This is a genomic window from Pseudolabrys sp., from assembly GCF_035943735.1.
Classification (GTDB): Bacteria; Pseudomonadota; Alphaproteobacteria; order Rhizobiales; family Xanthobacteraceae; genus Pseudolabrys.
Genome location: NZ_DASZBV010000019.1, coordinates 14,649 through 29,755, shown reverse-complemented (window position 1 = coordinate 29,755; position 15,107 = coordinate 14,649). Strand labels below are relative to the sequence as shown.

The following is a 15,107-nucleotide window of genomic DNA, read 5'->3' as shown; positions in this document are numbered from 1 at the left end:
GAAGTGACACGTCAATCCCTTGCCGTGGTGTTCGCGGGATCGGGCGGCTCCGGCGCAATGACTGCAGGGGCCGTCTTCCTGCGCGCCGGCGCGCACGCCGGCTACTACGGCCTGATGACGCAACTGTTCGGCGCGCAGGTGCGAGGCGGCGAGTCGGCGGCTCTGGTGCAGATTGCGACCGAGCCGGTGGAGACGCCGCCCGACCGCTACGACGTGTTCGTCGCGCTCGACTGGGAGAAGCTCGATCAGTTTGCCTCCGAGATTCCGCTCGACGAGGCGAGCGTCATCGTTGCCGATCCGCAGGCGGGCGTCGCGTCGCCGAATATCGCCAGATCGAAGGCGCGCACGGTCGCGCTCGCCATGAGCGAGGGCGTCAAGCATGGGCGCGGCGCAAAGCGGGTGAACATGTTCGCCGTCGGCGCCATCTGCGGCCTCGTCGGCCTGTCGACCGGCGATCTCGAGGTCGCGGTCGCCAAGGTCTTTGCCGGTCGTGACGAGGACATGGTGCACGCCAACCGCGTCGGCGCCGTCGCCGGCTTCGCCGCATCGTCCGGGCTTCCGCTCAACCTGCGCATGGGGCCGCCGCGGCGGAACGGGCACTGGCTGATCAGCGGCAACCAGGCGATCGCCTTGGGCGCGTTGCGCGGTGGCGTGCGCTTCGTCGGCTGCTATCCGATCACGCCGGCGACCGATCTCGTCGAATGGCTGGCGCCGCATCTGATCAAGCTCGGTGGCCGCCTTGTGCTTGGCGAGGACGAACTCGCCTCCGTCAACATGGCGATCGGCGCCTCCTACGGCGGCACGCCATCGATGACGGTGACGTCGGGTCCCGGCTTCTCGCTGATGATCGAGGCGCTCGGCCTTGCCACCGCCGCCGAAATCCCGCTGGTTCTCATCGACGTCATGCGCGCCGGTCCCTCGACCGGCATCGCCTCGAAGACCGAGCAGAGCGACGTCAACCTCGCCATCTATGGGGCGCACGGCGACGCCCCGCGCATCGTCATGGCGCCGATGTCGGTCGCCGATTGCGCCGGCACCGGCGAATACGCAGCCTACGTCGCCGAAGCGTTGCAGACGCCGGTAATCGTGCTCTCCGATCAGCAAATCGGCCAATCGACCGCCGTCATCGATCCCGATCATCCGCGGCCGAAGCCGCTGACGCGCCGCGTCGACGGCGTCGTGCCCGACAAGCCGTTCAAGCGCTACGCGCTCGACGGCGATCCGCTGACGCCGATGCCGATCCCCGGCACGCCCGGTCACGAATGGGTGGCGGAAGGTCTCACGCACAACGAAGCCGGTCTGCCGGCGAGCGGCGCCGGGCCGCACGTGGCGCAGATCAACAAACGGGCGAAGAAGATCGCGCGCTTCGACGCCGGCGACTGGTGGGGGCAATGCTGGGGCGACAGCGCAACCGCGATCGTCGCCTTCGGCTCGACCATCGGCCCGGCGCGCGAAGCCGCGCGGCGGCTTGCCGCTGCCGGGCGTCCGGTGCGCGTCGTCGGTCTGCGTGTGCTGGCGCCGCTGCCGGCGGAGCAACTCGCGCGCGCGCTCAACGGCGTGCGACGCATCATCGTCGTCGAGCAGAACCACGGCGCGCAGCTCTACCATTATCTTCTCGGCCGCAAGGCGATCCCGCCGGCCGCGGAAAGCGTCGCGCGGCCCGGCCCGCTGCCGTACCGGCCGTCGGAGATCGCCAGCTATGTGGCTTGAGAATGCATGAAGGGGAGGCGAATCATGACCGACACCATCACCGAACGCACCGCCGAAGCCCCGCACTGCGTCTTCGAATCGAAAGACTTTGCCTCCGGCGCGCACCCGGTCTGGTGTCCCGGCTGCGGCGATTTCGGCGTGCTCGCCGGGCTCGAGCGCGCGCTCGCCAAGCACGGCCGCCCGCCGCACGAGGTCGTGCTCGTCTCCGGCATCGGCTGCTCGTCGCGGCTGCCCGGCTACATGAGCACTTACGGCTTCCACGGCGTGCACGGCCGCGCGCTTGCCGCCGCGACGGGCCTCAAGCTGACGCGGCCCGATCTTGAAGTGATTGTCGTAGGCGGCGATGGCGACGGCTATTCCATCGGCGGCAACCATTTCATCCATGCCTGCCGGCGCAACGTCGACATGCTCTACGTGGTCATGGACAACCGCGTCTACGGCATGACCAAGGGGCAGCCGTCGCCGACCACCGAGCCGGATTGGGACTCCGATATCGCGCCCGGCGGCATTGGGTTGCGTCCGTTCAATCCGCTGGCGATCGCCATCGCCGCCGGCGCCAATTACGTCGCGCGCGGCTTCTCCGGCGATCCGAACGCGCTCGCCGATCTGATCGTCGATGGTATCCGCTGGCCGGGCTTTGCCTTCATCGAAGTCCTGAGCCCGTGCGTCACTTTCCGCCCCGAACAGACCGGCTGGAAGAAGATGGTGCGGTCCTCGACTATCTCCATCGAACAGGATCGCGCCGCCGCGACCAGGCTCGTGCTCGAAGACGACGGCTTCAGCCTCGGCGTCCTCTATCGCGGCGATCGCGCCGCCGTCGCGCCGCCGCTGACGCCCTCGATCGCCGTCACCGACATCGAACACGAGTTCGCGCTCAACGAGCGAGCTTGACGTGAGTCAATGCATGCGCGCCGCCCGCGCGCATGCTCGCCGGCGAAAATTCACGCCGGAGGTTCCGATGAAAAAATTGGCTCTCACCATCGCTGCGCTCGCTTGCGCCGCGACGCTCACCGCATCGCCCGTTCTCGCGCAGCCGGCCGCCCCCGGCCCCGGCGCCGGCGGTCCGCCGCCCGCCGCAGGTCCCGGTCCTGGCGGTCCAGGCGGCGGTCCCGGCCGCGGCTGGGGTCCCGGCATGATGATGGGTCCCGGCATGATGGGCTGGGGCGGACGCGGCGGCATGGGCATGCTGTGCGATCCGCGCGCCGCCGGTCTCGCCGAGTGGCGCATGGAGCGCATCGACCGCCTGGTGCAGCCGACCGAGGCGCAGAAGACCGCGCTCAATGACCTGCGGACCGCGTCGACCAAAGCCGCAGAGCAGATCGCCGCCGCCTGTCCGCGCGACCTGCCGGCCAGTCCGACGGCGCGCATGGAGCTCATGGAGAAGCGGCTGGAGGTCATGCTCGCCGCGATGAAAACGGTGCGGCCCGCCTTCGATGCCTTCTACGCCACGCTCACCGACGAGCAGAAGGCGCGGATCAACACCGGCGGCCCGCGCGGCTGGGGATGGCACCGCTGGAACTGGCGCAACAATTAGTTGCGCGCGGTCCGATTGACTTAGGTCAAAGAGCGACGGTGCGGCCCACACGATAACGGCCGCACCGGCTCACCTCGATCCCTCCAGAAGAAGCCAAATCACGGATTGAACCATGGCGAACGCGCTCGCTCCGGGCAAACGCATGACCATCGGGGAGGGCGGCGCCGCGCTCGCCTTCGTCGCCCTCGCATTCTTCACCCTCGTCGTCGCCGCCAGGGCCTACACGCCGGGCTACGCCTTCCACGCCTATTTGTTCAGCGCGGCGAGCGTCGCAGCGGTGTTCGCGATCCTCAATCGCTATTTCGACCGTGCTGCCGCGCCGCCGCCGCTGACGATCGACGGCAAGCCCAACTACAATATGGGCCCGATCAAGTTCGCCAGCCTGGCCGCGATGGTCTGGGGCATCGCCGGCTTCTCGGTCGGTCTCTATATCGCGCTCGAGCTCGCATTCCCGGCGCTCAATCTCGGACTGCAGTGGATCGAGTTCGGCCGCCTGCGCCCCTTGCACACCTCGGCGGTGATCTTCGCCTTCGGCGGCAACGTGCTCATCGCCACTTCATTCTACGTCGTGCAGCGCACCTGCCGCGCGCGCCTCGTCGGCGATCTGTCGCCGTGGTTCGTCGTGCTCGGCTACAATTTCTTCATCGTCATCGCCGGCACCGGCTATCTGCTCGGCATCACGCAGTCGAAGGAATACGCCGAGCCGGAGTGGTACGCCGACCTGTGGCTGACCGTCGTCTGGATCACCTACTTCCTCGTCTTTCTCGGCACCATCATGCGGCGCACCGAGCCGCACATCTACGTGGCCAACTGGTTCTACCTCGCTTTCATCATCACGATCGCCGTGCTGCACCTCGGCAATAACCCGGCGATCCCCGTCTCCATCTTCTCGCCGAAGTCCTACATCGTCTGGTCCGGCGTGCAGGACGCGATGGTGCAGTGGTGGTACGGCCACAACGCCGTCGGCTTCTTCCTCACCGCCGGCTTCCTCGCCATCATGTATTATTTCATCCCGAAGCGGGCGGAGCGGCCGGTCTATTCCTATCGCCTCTCCATCATCCACTTCTGGGCGCTGATCTTCCTTTATATCTGGGCTGGCCCGCATCACCTGCACTACACGGCGCTGCCGGACTGGGCGCAGACGCTCGGCATGACCTTCTCGATCATGCTGTGGATGCCCTCTTGGGGCGGCATGATCAACGGCATCATGACCTTGTCCGGCGCGTGGGACAAACTGCGCACCGATCCCGTGCTGCGCATGATGGTGGTGTCGGTCGCCTTCTACGGCATGTCGACCTTCGAAGGTCCGATGATGTCGGTGAAGATCGTCAACTCGCTGTCGCACTACACCGACTGGACCATCGGCCACGTCCACTCCGGCGCGCTCGGCTGGGTCGCCTACATCTCCTTCGGCGCGCTCTACTGCCTGATCCCGTGGCTGTGGAACCGCAAGCTGTACTCGCTCAAGCTCGTCAACTGGCATTTCTGGATCTCGACCATCGGCATCGTCCTCTACATCACCTCGATGTGGGTGTCGGGCATCCTGCAGGGCCTGATGTGGCGCGCCTACACCAACCTCGGCTTCCTCGAATATTCCTTCGTCGAGACGGTCGAGGCGATGCATCCCTTCTACGTCATCCGCGCGCTCGGCGGCCTGCTGTTCCTCACCGGCGCGCTGCTGATGGCCTTCAACATCTGGAAAACCGTGACCTCCGCGGAAGAGGCGGCGCCCGAACGCGCGGTCCTCGTCCCGGCGGAATAAGGCAGGCACGTCCATGTCGCTCTGGCAGAAACACGCCATCATCGAGAAGAACTCGATCATTCTCGTGATCGGCATTCTGATCGTCATCGCTATCGGCGGCCTCGTCGAGGTCGCGCCGCTGTTCTACCTCAAGAACACCATCGAGAAGGTCGACGGCATGCGGCCCTACACGCCGCTCGAGCTCGCCGGCCGCGACATCTACGTGCGCGAGGGCTGCTATCTCTGCCACTCGCAGATGATCCGCCCGCTGCGCGATGAGGTCGAGCGCTACGGTCACTACTCGCTCGCCGCCGAGAGTATGTACGACCACCCGTTCCAGTGGGGCTCGAAGCGCACCGGTCCCGATCTCGCCCGCGTCGGCGCCAAGTATTCCGACGACTGGCACCGCGATCACCTGCGCGATCCGCGTTCGGTGGTGCCCGGCTCGGTGATGCCGACCTACGGCTTCCTCGAACAGACCGACCTCGATTACGCGCACATCGACCAGAACCTGAAGGTGCAGGCGGAGATCGGCACGCCCTACACCAAGGCCGACATCGAGAACGCGCAGAAGGACGTCGTCACCCAGGCGACAGCCGACAGCCCGGACGCCGGCGATCTCGCCAAGCGCTACCCGAAGGTCAACGTGCGTGATTTCGACGGCAATCCAAAGCGGGTCACCGAGGCCGACGCGCTGATCGCCTACCTGCAGACGCTCGGCACCTTGGTCGATTTCAAGCTCTACGACGACAAAGCAAACATTCGGTAATTCCCATGGACCCGACCTATCAAGCCGTTGCCGAATTCGCCCAGAAGTGGGGCCTGATTTATTTCACGGTGATCTTCGCGCTGGTGCTCGCCTACGCGCTGTGGCCGTCGCGCAAGAAGCAATTCGACGAGGCGGCGCGCATCCCGCTGCAGGAGGACTGAAGCCGTGGCCGACGAACTCAAAAAAGACGTCGATGCCCTGACTGGCACCGCCACCACCGGTCACGAGTGGGACGGCATCCACGAACTCAACACGCCGCTGCCGCGCTGGTGGCTGTGGCTGTTCTATATCACCATCGTCTGGGCGGTCGGCTACTGGGTGGTCTATCCGGCCTGGCCGCTGATCACGAACTCGACGCAGGGCGTGTTCGGCTGGCACACGCGCACCGCCATCATCACCGACCTCGCCGAGCTCAAGGCCAAGCGCGGCGCGATGATGGAAAAGCTGTCGGCGGCCTCGGTCGCCGACATCGCCGCCGATCCGCAGCTCTCCGACTTCGCGCGCGCGGTCGGCCGCGTCGCCTTCGCCGACAACTGCGCGCCGTGCCACGGCGCCGGCGGTGGCGGCGGCAAGGGCTATCCCAACCTTAACGACGACGACTGGCTGTGGGGCGGCAAGCTCGCCGACATCCTCAACACGGTGACGCACGGCGCCCGCTCCGGCGACGATGCCGGCCATCAGGGCAACATGCCGGCGTTCGGCCGCGACGGCATCCTCAAGCCGGACCAGATCTCGACCGTCGCCGACTATGTGCGGTCCCTGTCCGGCCTGCCGGTGGAGCAGGGCGCCAATCTCGAAGCCGGCAAGAAGATCTTCGCCGACAATTGCGTCGCCTGCCACGGGCCGGAGGGCAAGGGCAATCGCGAGGTCGGCTCGGCCAATCTGACCGACAAGATCTGGCTCTACGGTTCCGACAAGCAGACGATCATGCAGGGCATCACCATTGGCCGCGGCGGCGTCATGCCGGCCTGGGGCCAGCGCCTCGATCAGCCGACGCTGAAGTCGCTCGTCGTTTACGTCTGGTCGCTGGGCGGCGGCGAAAAATAGCCGCGCCCGGCCGGCGAGGGGCAGGGGCAGACTCGTCGTAGTCGGCCCCGCTCCGCTTTGAGCCGCAGGCTTGATGAAGATCAATGGAGGCGCGGCCCGCCTCACCTAGATTTTCCGCAACAACAACAATGCGACGATCGTCATGACGGCCCTGGAAGAACTGGTGAAGGATGCGGGAGTGCCGGCGAGGGCGTCCGCCGCGCCGACAGTGGCCGATGACGTCATCGAGGACATCCCGCTCTACGCGCCGCGCCGCAAGATTTATCCGCAGAGCGTCAATGGCTTCTTCCGTCGCATCAAATGGGCTGTGCTGATCGCCACGCTCGGCGTCTACTATTTGCTGCCCTTCGTGCGCTGGGACCGCGGCCCGAACGCGCCGCACCAGGCCGTGCTGATCGACTTCCCCAATCGCCGCTTCTATTTCTTTCCGATCGAGATCTGGCCGCAGGAAGTCTACTACCTCACCGGTCTTCTCATCCTCGCCGCGCTGACGCTGTTCCTGATGAACGCCGTCGCCGGCCGCCTCTGGTGCGGCTATCTCTGCCCGCAGACGGTGTGGACCGATTTGTTCTTCGCCATCGAGCGCTGGGTGGAAGGCGATCGCCGCGAGCACATGCAGCGCGACGCCCGCAAGTGGACCGCGGCGACCTGGGCGCGCAAGGGCGTCAAGCATGTCCTCTGGCTGATGGTGGCGTGGTGGACCGGCGGCGCCTGGGTGCTCTATTTCGCCGACGCGCCGACTCTGGTGAAGGATCTCGCCACCGGCCAGGCGCCGTTCATCGCCTATGCCTGGATCGGTATTCTTACCTTCACCACCTATGCGCTGGCCGGCCATATGCGTGAGCAGGTCTGCCTGTATATGTGCCCGTGGCCGCGCATCCAGGCGGCGCTCACCGACGAATACGCGCTCAACGTCACCTATCGCTACGACCGCGGCGAGCCGCGTTGCTCGGTGAAGAAGGCCGAGCAACTGCGCAGCGCCGGCGCGCCCGCCGGCGACTGCGTCGACTGCCTGCAATGCGTGCATGTCTGCCCGACCGGCATCGACATCCGCGACGGTGCCAATCTCGGCTGCATCCAGTGCGGCCTGTGCATCGACGCCTGCGACAATGTGATGGCCCGGCTCGGCCGCCCGACGCGGCTCATCGCCTTCGACACCGACCTCAACATCAAGGCGCGGCTCGAAGGCAAGCAGCCGTTCTACAAGCTGATCCGCATGCGCACCGTGCTCTACGCGGCGATCATCGTCGTGGTCGGCGGCCTCATGGTGTTCCAGCTCGCCACCCGCGACAGCGAAGGCATCAGTGTCATCCACGACCGCAATCCGATGTATGTGCGGCTGTCCGACGGCGCGCTGGGCAATGCCTACACCATTCGCATCGTCAACAAGCAGCTCAAGAACCGCAATTTCATCGTCGCCGTCGAAGGCGTGCCGGCCTCGCTCGTCGATTTCGTCGGCATGCCGCCGCGCGCCGACGGTCGCCTGCTGGTCGACGTCGGCCCCGACACGACGCGCGAGGTGCGCGTCACGGTCACCGATTATTCGCGCACGCCGCCGCCGCCCTCGACCACGATCCAGTTTTCGCTGATCGACGTCGATACCGGCGAGGTGGCGCAGATGCGCGATCACTTCTTCGGGCCGTAGAGAGAAATCGTCATGTCGCAGAAAAAGCCGCGTGAACTGACCGGCCGCGCCGTGCTCGCCTGGTTGGTCGTCTTCTTCGGCGTCGTGTTCGTGGTCAACGGCATCATGGTGCGCGCCGCGACCTCGACCTTCGGCGGCGTCGAGACGTCGAGCTCGTACCAGGCCGGGCAGTTGTTCGAGCAGGAGGTCGCCAAGGCGGAGCGGCAGGACGCGCGGCACTGGCAGGTCTCCGGCCAACTCGCGCGCGACAAGGCCGGCGAGGCCGTGCTCGATATCACCGCGCGCGACGAGCACGGCACGCCGCTCACCGGCCTTCTGGCCAAGGCGCGGCTGGCGCATCCGGCCGACGAGCGGCTCGATCACATCGTCGATCTCGCGCGCATCGGTGCCGGCGAGTTCAAGGGCGCGGCCGATGCGCAAGCCGGCCAGTGGGAGCTGATCGTCGACCTCTATCGCGGCGACGATCGCGTCTTCCGTTCGCGCAGCAAAGTCATCCTGAAATAATGTCCGCCGCCCTCGACCTCTCGCTCTACGCCAGGCCGGACCCGGACGGCCGGCTGAGCCTCGACCTCGCGGTCGACGGCGTGACATGCGGCGCCTGCATCGGCCGCATCGAGGGCGCGGTGAAGCAGTTGCCTGGCATCGCCGAGGTGCGGCTCAACTACACCAACCGCCGCCTGCACGTCGCCTGGACGCAAGGCGCGCCGCTCGAGCCTTCGCGCGTCATCGAGACGCTGGAAGCGAACGGCTATCACGGCCATCCTTTCGTGCCGCTGCGCGCCGAGCAGGAAGAGGCGGCGGAAGCGCGCCGGCTGACGCGCTGCCTTGCCGTGGCCGGGTTCGCGGCGATGAACATCATGCTGCTGTCGGTGTCGGTGTGGTCCGGCAACGCCAGCGACATGACGCCCGAGACGCGCGACTTCTTCCACTGGGCCTCGGCGCTGATCGCGCTGCCGGCCGCGGCCTATGCCGGACGGCCGTTCTTTGCGAGCGCCTGGCGCGCGCTCAAGGCGCGCTCGACGAACATGGATGTGCCGATCTCGATCGGCGTCATCCTCGCGCTCGGCATGTCGGTGGTCGAGACCGCGCACCACGCGCGCGAGACGTATTTCGATTCGGCGATCATGCTGTTGTTCTTCCTGCTCATCGGCCGCGCGCTCGAGCACGCCATGCGGCGCCGGACCCGCGCGGTCGCCGGCAATCTCGCGGCGCTGAAGGCCGAGATCGCACATCGCCTTAGGGGCGACGAACTCGTCACCGTGCCGGTCGCAGCCGTGCGGCCGGGCGACCGCCTGCTGGTCAAGCCCGGCGAACGCGTGCCGGCCGACGGCCGCATCGAGAGCGGCCGCTCCGAGATCGACGAGAGCCTGATCACCGGCGAGACCGCGCGCCGCGCGCTCGCGCCCGGCGATATCGTCTATGCCGGAAGCCTCAATTACGCCGGCGCATTGACGCTCGCGGTTACCGCCGCCGGCGGCGCCACGCTCATCGACGAGATCGAGACGCTGCTCGAGAAGGCGGCGAGCGCCAAGTCGCGCGCCATGCGGCTCGCCGACCGCGCCTCGCGCATCTACGCGCCGGTGGTGCACGTGACCGCCGCGCTCACCTGCATCGGCTGGCTCATCGCCGGCGCCTCGCTGCACGACGCGCTGGTCACCGCCATCGCCGTGCTGATCATCACCTGCCCCTGCGCGCTGGCGCTCGCGATTCCCGCCGTGCAGGTGGTCGCCTCCGGCGCGCTGTTCCGCGCCAATGTCATCGTCAATGCCGGCGACACCATCGAACGCCTGGCGGAAGCCGACACCGTCATCTTCGACAAGACCGGCACGCTGACGCTGCCGGAGCCGCGCGTCGTCGCGCCGGCAAGCCTCGATCCCGAACTGATGCAGATCGCGGCGCGGCTGGCGCTGTCGAGCCGTCATCCGCTCGCCGTGGCGGTGGCGCGCGAGGCGGCCGCGCGCGTGCCGCTCGACGGCGCGGTGGAGGAGACGGGCCGCGGCGTGCGCGCGCTAATCGACGGCATCGAGGTGCGGCTCGGCAGCGCGACCTTTTGCGGCCTCGACGAGCCGGCCTCGCTGCCCGGCCTGTCGCATATCTATTTCGCCTATGGCAGCCGCTCGCTCGCCATTGCCGTGGCGCAGAGCTTGCGCCCCGATGCGGTCGAGACGGTCGCGCGCCTGCGCGCGCTCGGCCTCGACCTGCGCATCCTCTCGGGCGACCGCGCCGAGGCGGTGGCGCCAATCGCCAAGACGCTCGGCATCGGCGAATGGGCTGCGGAGATGAAACCGGCCGACAAGATTGCCATGATCGACAGCCTCACGCACGTCGGCCGCCGTGTGCTCATGGTTGGCGACGGCCTCAACGACGCGCCGTCTCTCGCCGCGGCGCATGTGTCCTTGTCGCCGATCTCCGCCGCCGATCTGACGCAGGCACAGGCCGATGCCGTCTTCCTCGGCGAACGCCTCGGGCCGGTCGCCGACGCGGTGCTCACCGCGCGCCGCGCCCGCCGGTTGATGAGCGAGAACCTTGCGCTCGCGGTCGTCTACAACGCCATCGCCGTGCCGTTTGCGATTGCCGGCTTCGTGACGCCGCTCATCGCAGCGCTGGCGATGTCCGGCTCGTCGCTCATGGTGACGCTGAACGCGCTGCGTGCGCGGGGAGGGCGGACATGAACGTGCTCATTTATCTGGTGCCGCTGGCGCTCGGCCTCGGCCTCATCGGCTTGTTCGGCTTCCTGTGGGCGCTGCGCTCGGGTCAGTACGGCGACGTCGACGGCGCCGCGCTGCGGATATTGCAGGATGACGACGTGGAGACGAAGTAGCGAGCGCGGTTGCGCCGCGATCTCTCTTCCCCTCTCCCCTCGTGGGAGAGGGTGCCCGAGCGGGGGCGAAGCCGAGCGAGGGCGGGTGAGGGGGTGTGATTTCGTAAGAAGGGCCCCCTCACCCGGCTCGCTTCGCTCGCCACCCTCTCCCACAAGGGGGAGAGGGTTACGCGCCGCCGCGCGTCACCCTTCCAGCGTCACCGTCTCGAAATCCGCCGGCAGCACGATCTCCAGGAGCTCGCAGTCGTCGGAATAGCCGCGCACGGTGTGCTTGATTTTCGGCGGCTGAATCCAGCACGAGCCGGCGGTGAAGGTGTGCACGCCTTCGCCCTCGAATTCGCTCATGAACCAGCCCTTGAGCACGTAGACCATCTGGAAATCGACGTCGTGATAGTGCGGCGTCGACACTTCGCCCTCTTCGAAGGGCTGGGTCATGCGGATGACGTGCGCCTGCACCATTCCGTCGGTCGCGGCCGCAAGGCCGAGATCGCGGTAGGCGGAATAGGCGCGCAGGCCGGGGTCGAAATCCTCCTCGCGGTGATGGCTGACGGTAAAGCGCTGCGGCTTGCGCGTTTTCGCTTTCGCCACTTTTCTACGCGCCGGTTTGGTGGCGGCCTTCTTCGTCTTCTTCGCCGGAGCCTTCGCCTTGTTCGCGCGTCGCGTCTGGACTTTCCTGCGGGCCTTGGCCATGGATGCCTCCCTTGACGACGGGAACGATTGGACCACGCGGACGCAAGCCATGGAAGCGCCAAATCAGCCGCCCGCGATCCGCATTTTCGTCGACGCCGATGCCTGCCCGGTGAAGCCGGAGGTCTATCGCGTGGCCGAGCGCTACGCGCTGAAGGTCTATGTCGTCGCCAACGCCTTCATGAACGTGCCGCGCAGCGAGCTGATTGAGCGGATCATCGTCTCCGAAGGTCCCGACGTCGCCGACGACTGGATCGTCGAGCGCGCAGGCGCAACCGACATCGTCGTCACCGCCGACGTGCCGCTCGCCGCGCGCGTCTTTCGCAACGGTGCGAGCGTCATCAGTCCGACCGGCAAGGCGTTCGACGACGATTCCATTCACATGGCGCTGGCGACGCGCAATCTCCTGACCGACCTGCGCTCGGCCGGCGCGGAGACGCGCGGCCCCAAGCCGCTGTCGCGGCAGGACCTGTCGCGTTTCCTCTCCGCGCTCGATCTCGCGGTGGTGCGGTTGCAGCGGAAGCTGGCGGGGCAGGGCTAACTTGCTTCTCCCCTCCCCACACGCGCTGGCGCGTGGCGGGGAGGGGTCGGGGGTGGGGGGCGAACTTGCCCCGCCGTCGTGAAGTCCCCCCACCCCGGATCGCTATCGCGCAGCGATTGCGATCCGACCCTCCCCACCGCTTCGCGGGGGGCGGGTCCTTACGGCGCCTTCGGACCGGTCTTCATGTACCAGTCGGCGATCTGCGATCCGGTCCAGAACAGCACGTCCTTCTTCTTGCGGATCTTCTCGAAGATCATGCGAAAGTATTTGGCCCGGTGCGGCGCGCCCATGATGTAGGGGTGCACCGAGATCGCCATGACGCGCGCCGAGTCGAGCGCCTTGGCGTCCTTGTAGATCTGCTCGAACTGGTCCATCGCCCGCTCGTAGAACTCGTTCGCCTTATGATGCTGGATCAGCATCATGGCGACGTCGTTGCATTCCTGCGTGTAGGGCACGTTGAGGATCGGCTTGCCGCGCGTCTTCAGCCACACCGGCTGGTCGTCGAGCACCCAGTCGGCGACGTAGTCGTAGCCCTCTTCCGCGAGGATATCCGCTGTTTCCCATGTCTCGGTGAGGCCCGGCCCGAGCCAGCCGCGCGGCCGCTTGCCGGTGACGCGCTCAAGCACCTCGGCGCTCTTGCGGATATCGGCGCGTTCGTTCTCCACCTTCTGCATGTTGCGCTGGGTGTAGCCGTGGCCGACGAACTCCCATTTGCGGTCGACGCAGGCCTTCATCATCTCCGGGAAGGCCTCGACGGCGACGCCGTTGACGTTCATCACGCCGGGAATCTTGAACTCGTCGTAGACCTGCAGCAGCCGCCAGAAGCCGACGCGGTTGCCGTATTCGTGCCAGCACCAGTTCGGGATGTCCGGCATCGGCGAGCCGCCGGCCGGCGGCGTCAGCACCGTGCGCGGCATGGTCTGGGTCGGGTCCCAGTCCTCGACATTGGTGACGGTCCACACCACCATGCGCGCCTTGTTCGGCAGCTTCAGCGGCTTGCGGTTGACGATCGGCGAGTAGGCGATGCGGTCGTTCGGCAGCATGCCGACGGGCGGCTTGGCGTAGTGCACGGGCGTTTCCTTGCGCGTTTCGTTGCGGCAATGTTTGCAGGCAGAGGCGCTTTTGTACAGGGCGTGAAAGCCGGGAGTTCGAAGCGATGAAAATGGTACGGTATACCGGCGATGCGCGCGCCTCGCTCGACGGCGACGTGTTCGACTTGCGACAAGTGGGCAAGATCGTCGGCGTCGGGCTGAATTACCGCGACCACGCCGAGGAAACCGGCCTGCCGCTGCCGAAGGAGCCGACGCTGTTCCTCAAGGCGACCAGCGCGCTGTGCGGCCCGAACGACGATGTCGTCATCCCGCGCGACTCCAAAGGCATCGACTGGGAGGTCGAGCTCGGCGTCGTCATCGGCACGCCCGGCGTCTACATCGCGGAAGCGCGCGCGCTCGACCACGTCGCCGGCTACGTCCTCGGCATCGATTTCTCCGAGCGCGACTTCCAGTTCAACCGCGCCGGCCAGGGCTTCAAGGGCAAGAGCTGCGACACCTTCGGCCCGCTCGGGCCGTGGCTCGCCACGCGCGATGAGATCCCCGACCCGCAGGCGCTCGGCCTGCGCCTCGCCGTCAACGGCGTCGTCAAGCAGAACGGCTCGACACGCGACATGATCTTCTCGGTGGCCGCGCTCGTCGCCTACATCAGCCGCTTCATGAGCCTGCAGCCCGGCGACGTCATCCTGACCGGCACGCCCGCCGGCGTCGGCCTCGGGCAGAAGCCGCCGGCGTATTTGCAGCCCGGCGACGTCGTCACCGCGTCAATCGACGGGCTGGGCGAGCAGACGCATAAGGTGGTGGCGGCGCGCTAACCACCGGCGGACTTCACTTCGTCCCGCGTGCCAGTTTGCGCTGCGATCACTTGAGCTGGTCGGCCACCTTGTCGATGCCGGCTTGCGAGCAGACATCGTCCTTGCCCGGCGATCCCGACACGCCGACGGCGCCGACCACCTCGTTGCCGGCCTTGATCGGCAGGCCGCCGCCGAGCGCCAGCACGCGGCTGTAATGCACCGCCTGCGCGTAGCCGGGGTCGCTCCCCACCCGCTTTGCGAAATCGGCCGAAGGCGCTCTGTATGTACGCGCGGTGTAGGCCTTGCGGTCGGCGCCCTCGACCGTGTGCAAGCCGGCGCCGTCGCCGCGCAACATCACGATCTGCACCCCGGCGCGGTCGAGGACCACCACCGATACCTTGTAGCTCATACTCTGACATTTCTCGAGCGCGCCATTGGCGATGGACTGCGCCATCGCGAGAGAAATGTTCTTTTCGGTCACGAGCCCTTGCCCATGAGCGGGCAGCGAGAGCGCGAAAGCGGCAGCAAGCCCGGCGGCAATTTTGACGGTCGGCGACATGAGCGTTCTCCCTGACGATGGTTGGCTCCGGTTCTCCCGGAGTTCTGAATTGGAGGCAAAGAATAGCGAACTTCGAGCCGACCGAGAATGTCTGCGCGGCGCGGCAGCCGACCATGCAAAAAAAGCGGTGCCACAGGATTGTCGCGCACCGCATCGAGGCGCGGCGGCTGAAACCGGAGTCGCCGACACGGCGCATGGCCGCTCGCTGTT

The 15,107-nt window shown here is 67.0% G+C and carries 15 protein-coding genes and 1 pseudogene; 13 read left to right on the top strand and 3 right to left on the bottom strand.

Annotation, left to right across the window (positions count from 1 at the left end; all coding sequences use genetic code 11):
* The first annotated feature begins 3 nt into the window (after positions 1-3).
* The 11 genes from VGV41_RS13035 to ccoS all read left to right on the top strand — a co-directional run bounded on the left by VGV41_RS13035 (position 4) and on the right by ccoS (position 11,267).
* Positions 4-1,710 (top strand): 2-oxoacid:acceptor oxidoreductase subunit alpha, encoded by a 1,707-nt coding sequence (locus tag VGV41_RS13035; protein WP_326864267.1) that lies wholly within the window; start codon positions 4-6, stop codon positions 1,708-1,710.
* A 24-nt stretch (positions 1,711-1,734) separates the two neighbouring features.
* The gene (locus tag VGV41_RS13030) at positions 1,735-2,601 is read left to right on the top strand and encodes a 2-oxoacid:ferredoxin oxidoreductase subunit beta (protein ID WP_326864266.1); all 867 of its coding nucleotides are present in this window, start codon (positions 1,735-1,737) and stop codon (positions 2,599-2,601) included.
* Between the two features lie 67 nt (positions 2,602-2,668).
* Complete coding sequence (locus VGV41_RS13025; protein WP_326864265.1) at positions 2,669-3,244, top strand: Spy/CpxP family protein refolding chaperone; 576 nt, start codon at positions 2,669-2,671, stop codon at positions 3,242-3,244.
* A gap of 112 nt (positions 3,245-3,356) precedes the next feature.
* Entirely contained in the window at positions 3,357-5,006 is a 1,650-nt protein-coding gene (gene ccoN / locus VGV41_RS13020) for a cytochrome-c oxidase, cbb3-type subunit I (RefSeq protein WP_326864264.1), read from the top strand.
* A gap of 13 nt (positions 5,007-5,019) precedes the next feature.
* Complete coding sequence (ccoO, locus tag VGV41_RS13015) at positions 5,020-5,754, top strand: cytochrome-c oxidase, cbb3-type subunit II (protein ID WP_326864263.1); 735 nt, start codon at positions 5,020-5,022, stop codon at positions 5,752-5,754.
* A gap of 5 nt (positions 5,755-5,759) precedes the next feature.
* Entirely contained in the window at positions 5,760-5,915 is a 156-nt protein-coding gene (locus tag VGV41_RS13010) for a cbb3-type cytochrome c oxidase subunit 3 (protein ID WP_326864262.1), read from the top strand.
* Between the two features lie 4 nt (positions 5,916-5,919).
* A complete protein-coding gene (ccoP, locus tag VGV41_RS13005; RefSeq protein ID WP_326864261.1) occupies positions 5,920-6,801 on the top strand; it encodes a cytochrome-c oxidase, cbb3-type subunit III in 882 nt (293 codons plus the stop codon).
* Between the two features lie 142 nt (positions 6,802-6,943).
* Positions 6,944-8,446 carry a cytochrome c oxidase accessory protein CcoG gene (gene ccoG / locus VGV41_RS13000; protein ID WP_326864260.1) on the top strand — a complete coding sequence of 501 codons (1,503 nt, stop codon included), beginning with the start codon at positions 6,944-6,946 and terminating at the stop codon, positions 8,444-8,446.
* Positions 8,447-8,458: 12 nt separating this feature from the next.
* Positions 8,459-8,950, top strand: coding sequence for a FixH family protein (locus tag VGV41_RS12995; protein WP_326864259.1), 492 nt, complete (start codon positions 8,459-8,461; stop codon positions 8,948-8,950).
* Positions 8,950-11,118: a heavy metal translocating P-type ATPase gene (locus tag VGV41_RS12990; protein ID WP_326864258.1), complete on the top strand. Its 2,169-nt coding sequence runs from the start codon at positions 8,950-8,952 to the stop codon at positions 11,116-11,118. The genes VGV41_RS12995 and VGV41_RS12990 overlap by 1 nt, the downstream gene beginning before the upstream one ends.
* Positions 11,115-11,267 (top strand): cbb3-type cytochrome oxidase assembly protein CcoS, encoded by a 153-nt coding sequence (gene ccoS / locus VGV41_RS12985; RefSeq protein ID WP_326864257.1) that lies wholly within the window; start codon positions 11,115-11,117, stop codon positions 11,265-11,267. The genes VGV41_RS12990 and ccoS overlap by 4 nt, the downstream gene beginning before the upstream one ends.
* A gap of 183 nt (positions 11,268-11,450) precedes the next feature.
* On the opposite strand, the gene VGV41_RS12980 is transcribed toward ccoS, so the two are convergent.
* Complete coding sequence (locus tag VGV41_RS12980; protein WP_326864256.1) at positions 11,451-11,957, bottom strand: cupin domain-containing protein; 507 nt, start codon at positions 11,955-11,957, stop codon at positions 11,451-11,453.
* A gap of 49 nt (positions 11,958-12,006) precedes the next feature.
* Here VGV41_RS12980 and VGV41_RS12975 point away from each other — a divergent pair, with 49 nt between their 5' ends.
* Positions 12,007-12,495, top strand: coding sequence for a YaiI/YqxD family protein (locus tag VGV41_RS12975; protein ID WP_326864255.1), 489 nt, complete (start codon positions 12,007-12,009; stop codon positions 12,493-12,495).
* 158 nt (positions 12,496-12,653) lie between these two features.
* Here VGV41_RS12975 and VGV41_RS12970 read toward each other — a convergent pair whose 3' ends face one another.
* Positions 12,654-13,565, bottom strand: a complete 912-nt coding sequence (locus VGV41_RS12970; RefSeq protein WP_326864254.1) for a polysaccharide deacetylase family protein — start codon at positions 13,563-13,565, stop codon at positions 12,654-12,656.
* 158 nt (positions 13,566-13,723) lie between these two features.
* On the opposite strand from VGV41_RS12970, the pseudogene VGV41_RS12965 reads away from it, so the two are divergent.
* Positions 13,724-14,359, top strand: a pseudogene (locus VGV41_RS12965) (fumarylacetoacetate hydrolase family protein); the annotation flags it as partial.
* Positions 14,360-14,405: 46 nt separating this feature from the next.
* On the opposite strand, the gene VGV41_RS12960 reads toward VGV41_RS12965, so the two are convergent.
* The gene (locus tag VGV41_RS12960; protein WP_326864253.1) at positions 14,406-14,897 is read right to left on the bottom strand and encodes a heme-binding protein; all 492 of its coding nucleotides are present in this window, start codon (positions 14,895-14,897) and stop codon (positions 14,406-14,408) included.
* Positions 14,898-15,107: the final 210 nt, after the last annotated feature.

Excerpts from the sequence above, each read along its gene's own strand:
- VGV41_RS13025 (WP_326864265.1), top strand. The coding sequence starts at position 2,669 with ATGAAAAAATTGGCTCTCACCATCGCTGCGCTCGCTTGCGCCGCGACG.
- VGV41_RS12975 (WP_326864255.1), top strand. The coding sequence starts at position 12,007 with ATGGAAGCGCCAAATCAGCCGCCCGCGATCCGCATTTTCGTCGACGCC.
- VGV41_RS12960 (WP_326864253.1), bottom strand. The coding sequence starts at position 14,897 with ATGTCGCCGACCGTCAAAATTGCCGCCGGGCTTGCTGCCGCTTTCGCG.
- ccoG (WP_326864260.1), top strand. The coding sequence starts at position 6,944 with ATGACGGCCCTGGAAGAACTGGTGAAGGATGCGGGAGTGCCGGCGAGG.
- VGV41_RS12990 (WP_326864258.1), top strand. The coding sequence starts at position 8,950 with ATGTCCGCCGCCCTCGACCTCTCGCTCTACGCCAGGCCGGACCCGGAC.
- ccoN (WP_326864264.1), top strand. The coding sequence starts at position 3,357 with ATGGCGAACGCGCTCGCTCCGGGCAAACGCATGACCATCGGGGAGGGC.
- VGV41_RS13010 (WP_326864262.1), top strand. The coding sequence starts at position 5,760 with ATGGACCCGACCTATCAAGCCGTTGCCGAATTCGCCCAGAAGTGGGGC.
- VGV41_RS12980 (WP_326864256.1), bottom strand. The coding sequence starts at position 11,957 with ATGGCCAAGGCCCGCAGGAAAGTCCAGACGCGACGCGCGAACAAGGCG.
- ccoS (WP_326864257.1), top strand. The coding sequence starts at position 11,115 with ATGAACGTGCTCATTTATCTGGTGCCGCTGGCGCTCGGCCTCGGCCTC.
- VGV41_RS12995 (WP_326864259.1), top strand. The coding sequence starts at position 8,459 with ATGTCGCAGAAAAAGCCGCGTGAACTGACCGGCCGCGCCGTGCTCGCC.
- ccoO (WP_326864263.1), top strand. The coding sequence starts at position 5,020 with ATGTCGCTCTGGCAGAAACACGCCATCATCGAGAAGAACTCGATCATT.
- VGV41_RS13030 (WP_326864266.1), top strand. The coding sequence starts at position 1,735 with ATGACCGACACCATCACCGAACGCACCGCCGAAGCCCCGCACTGCGTC.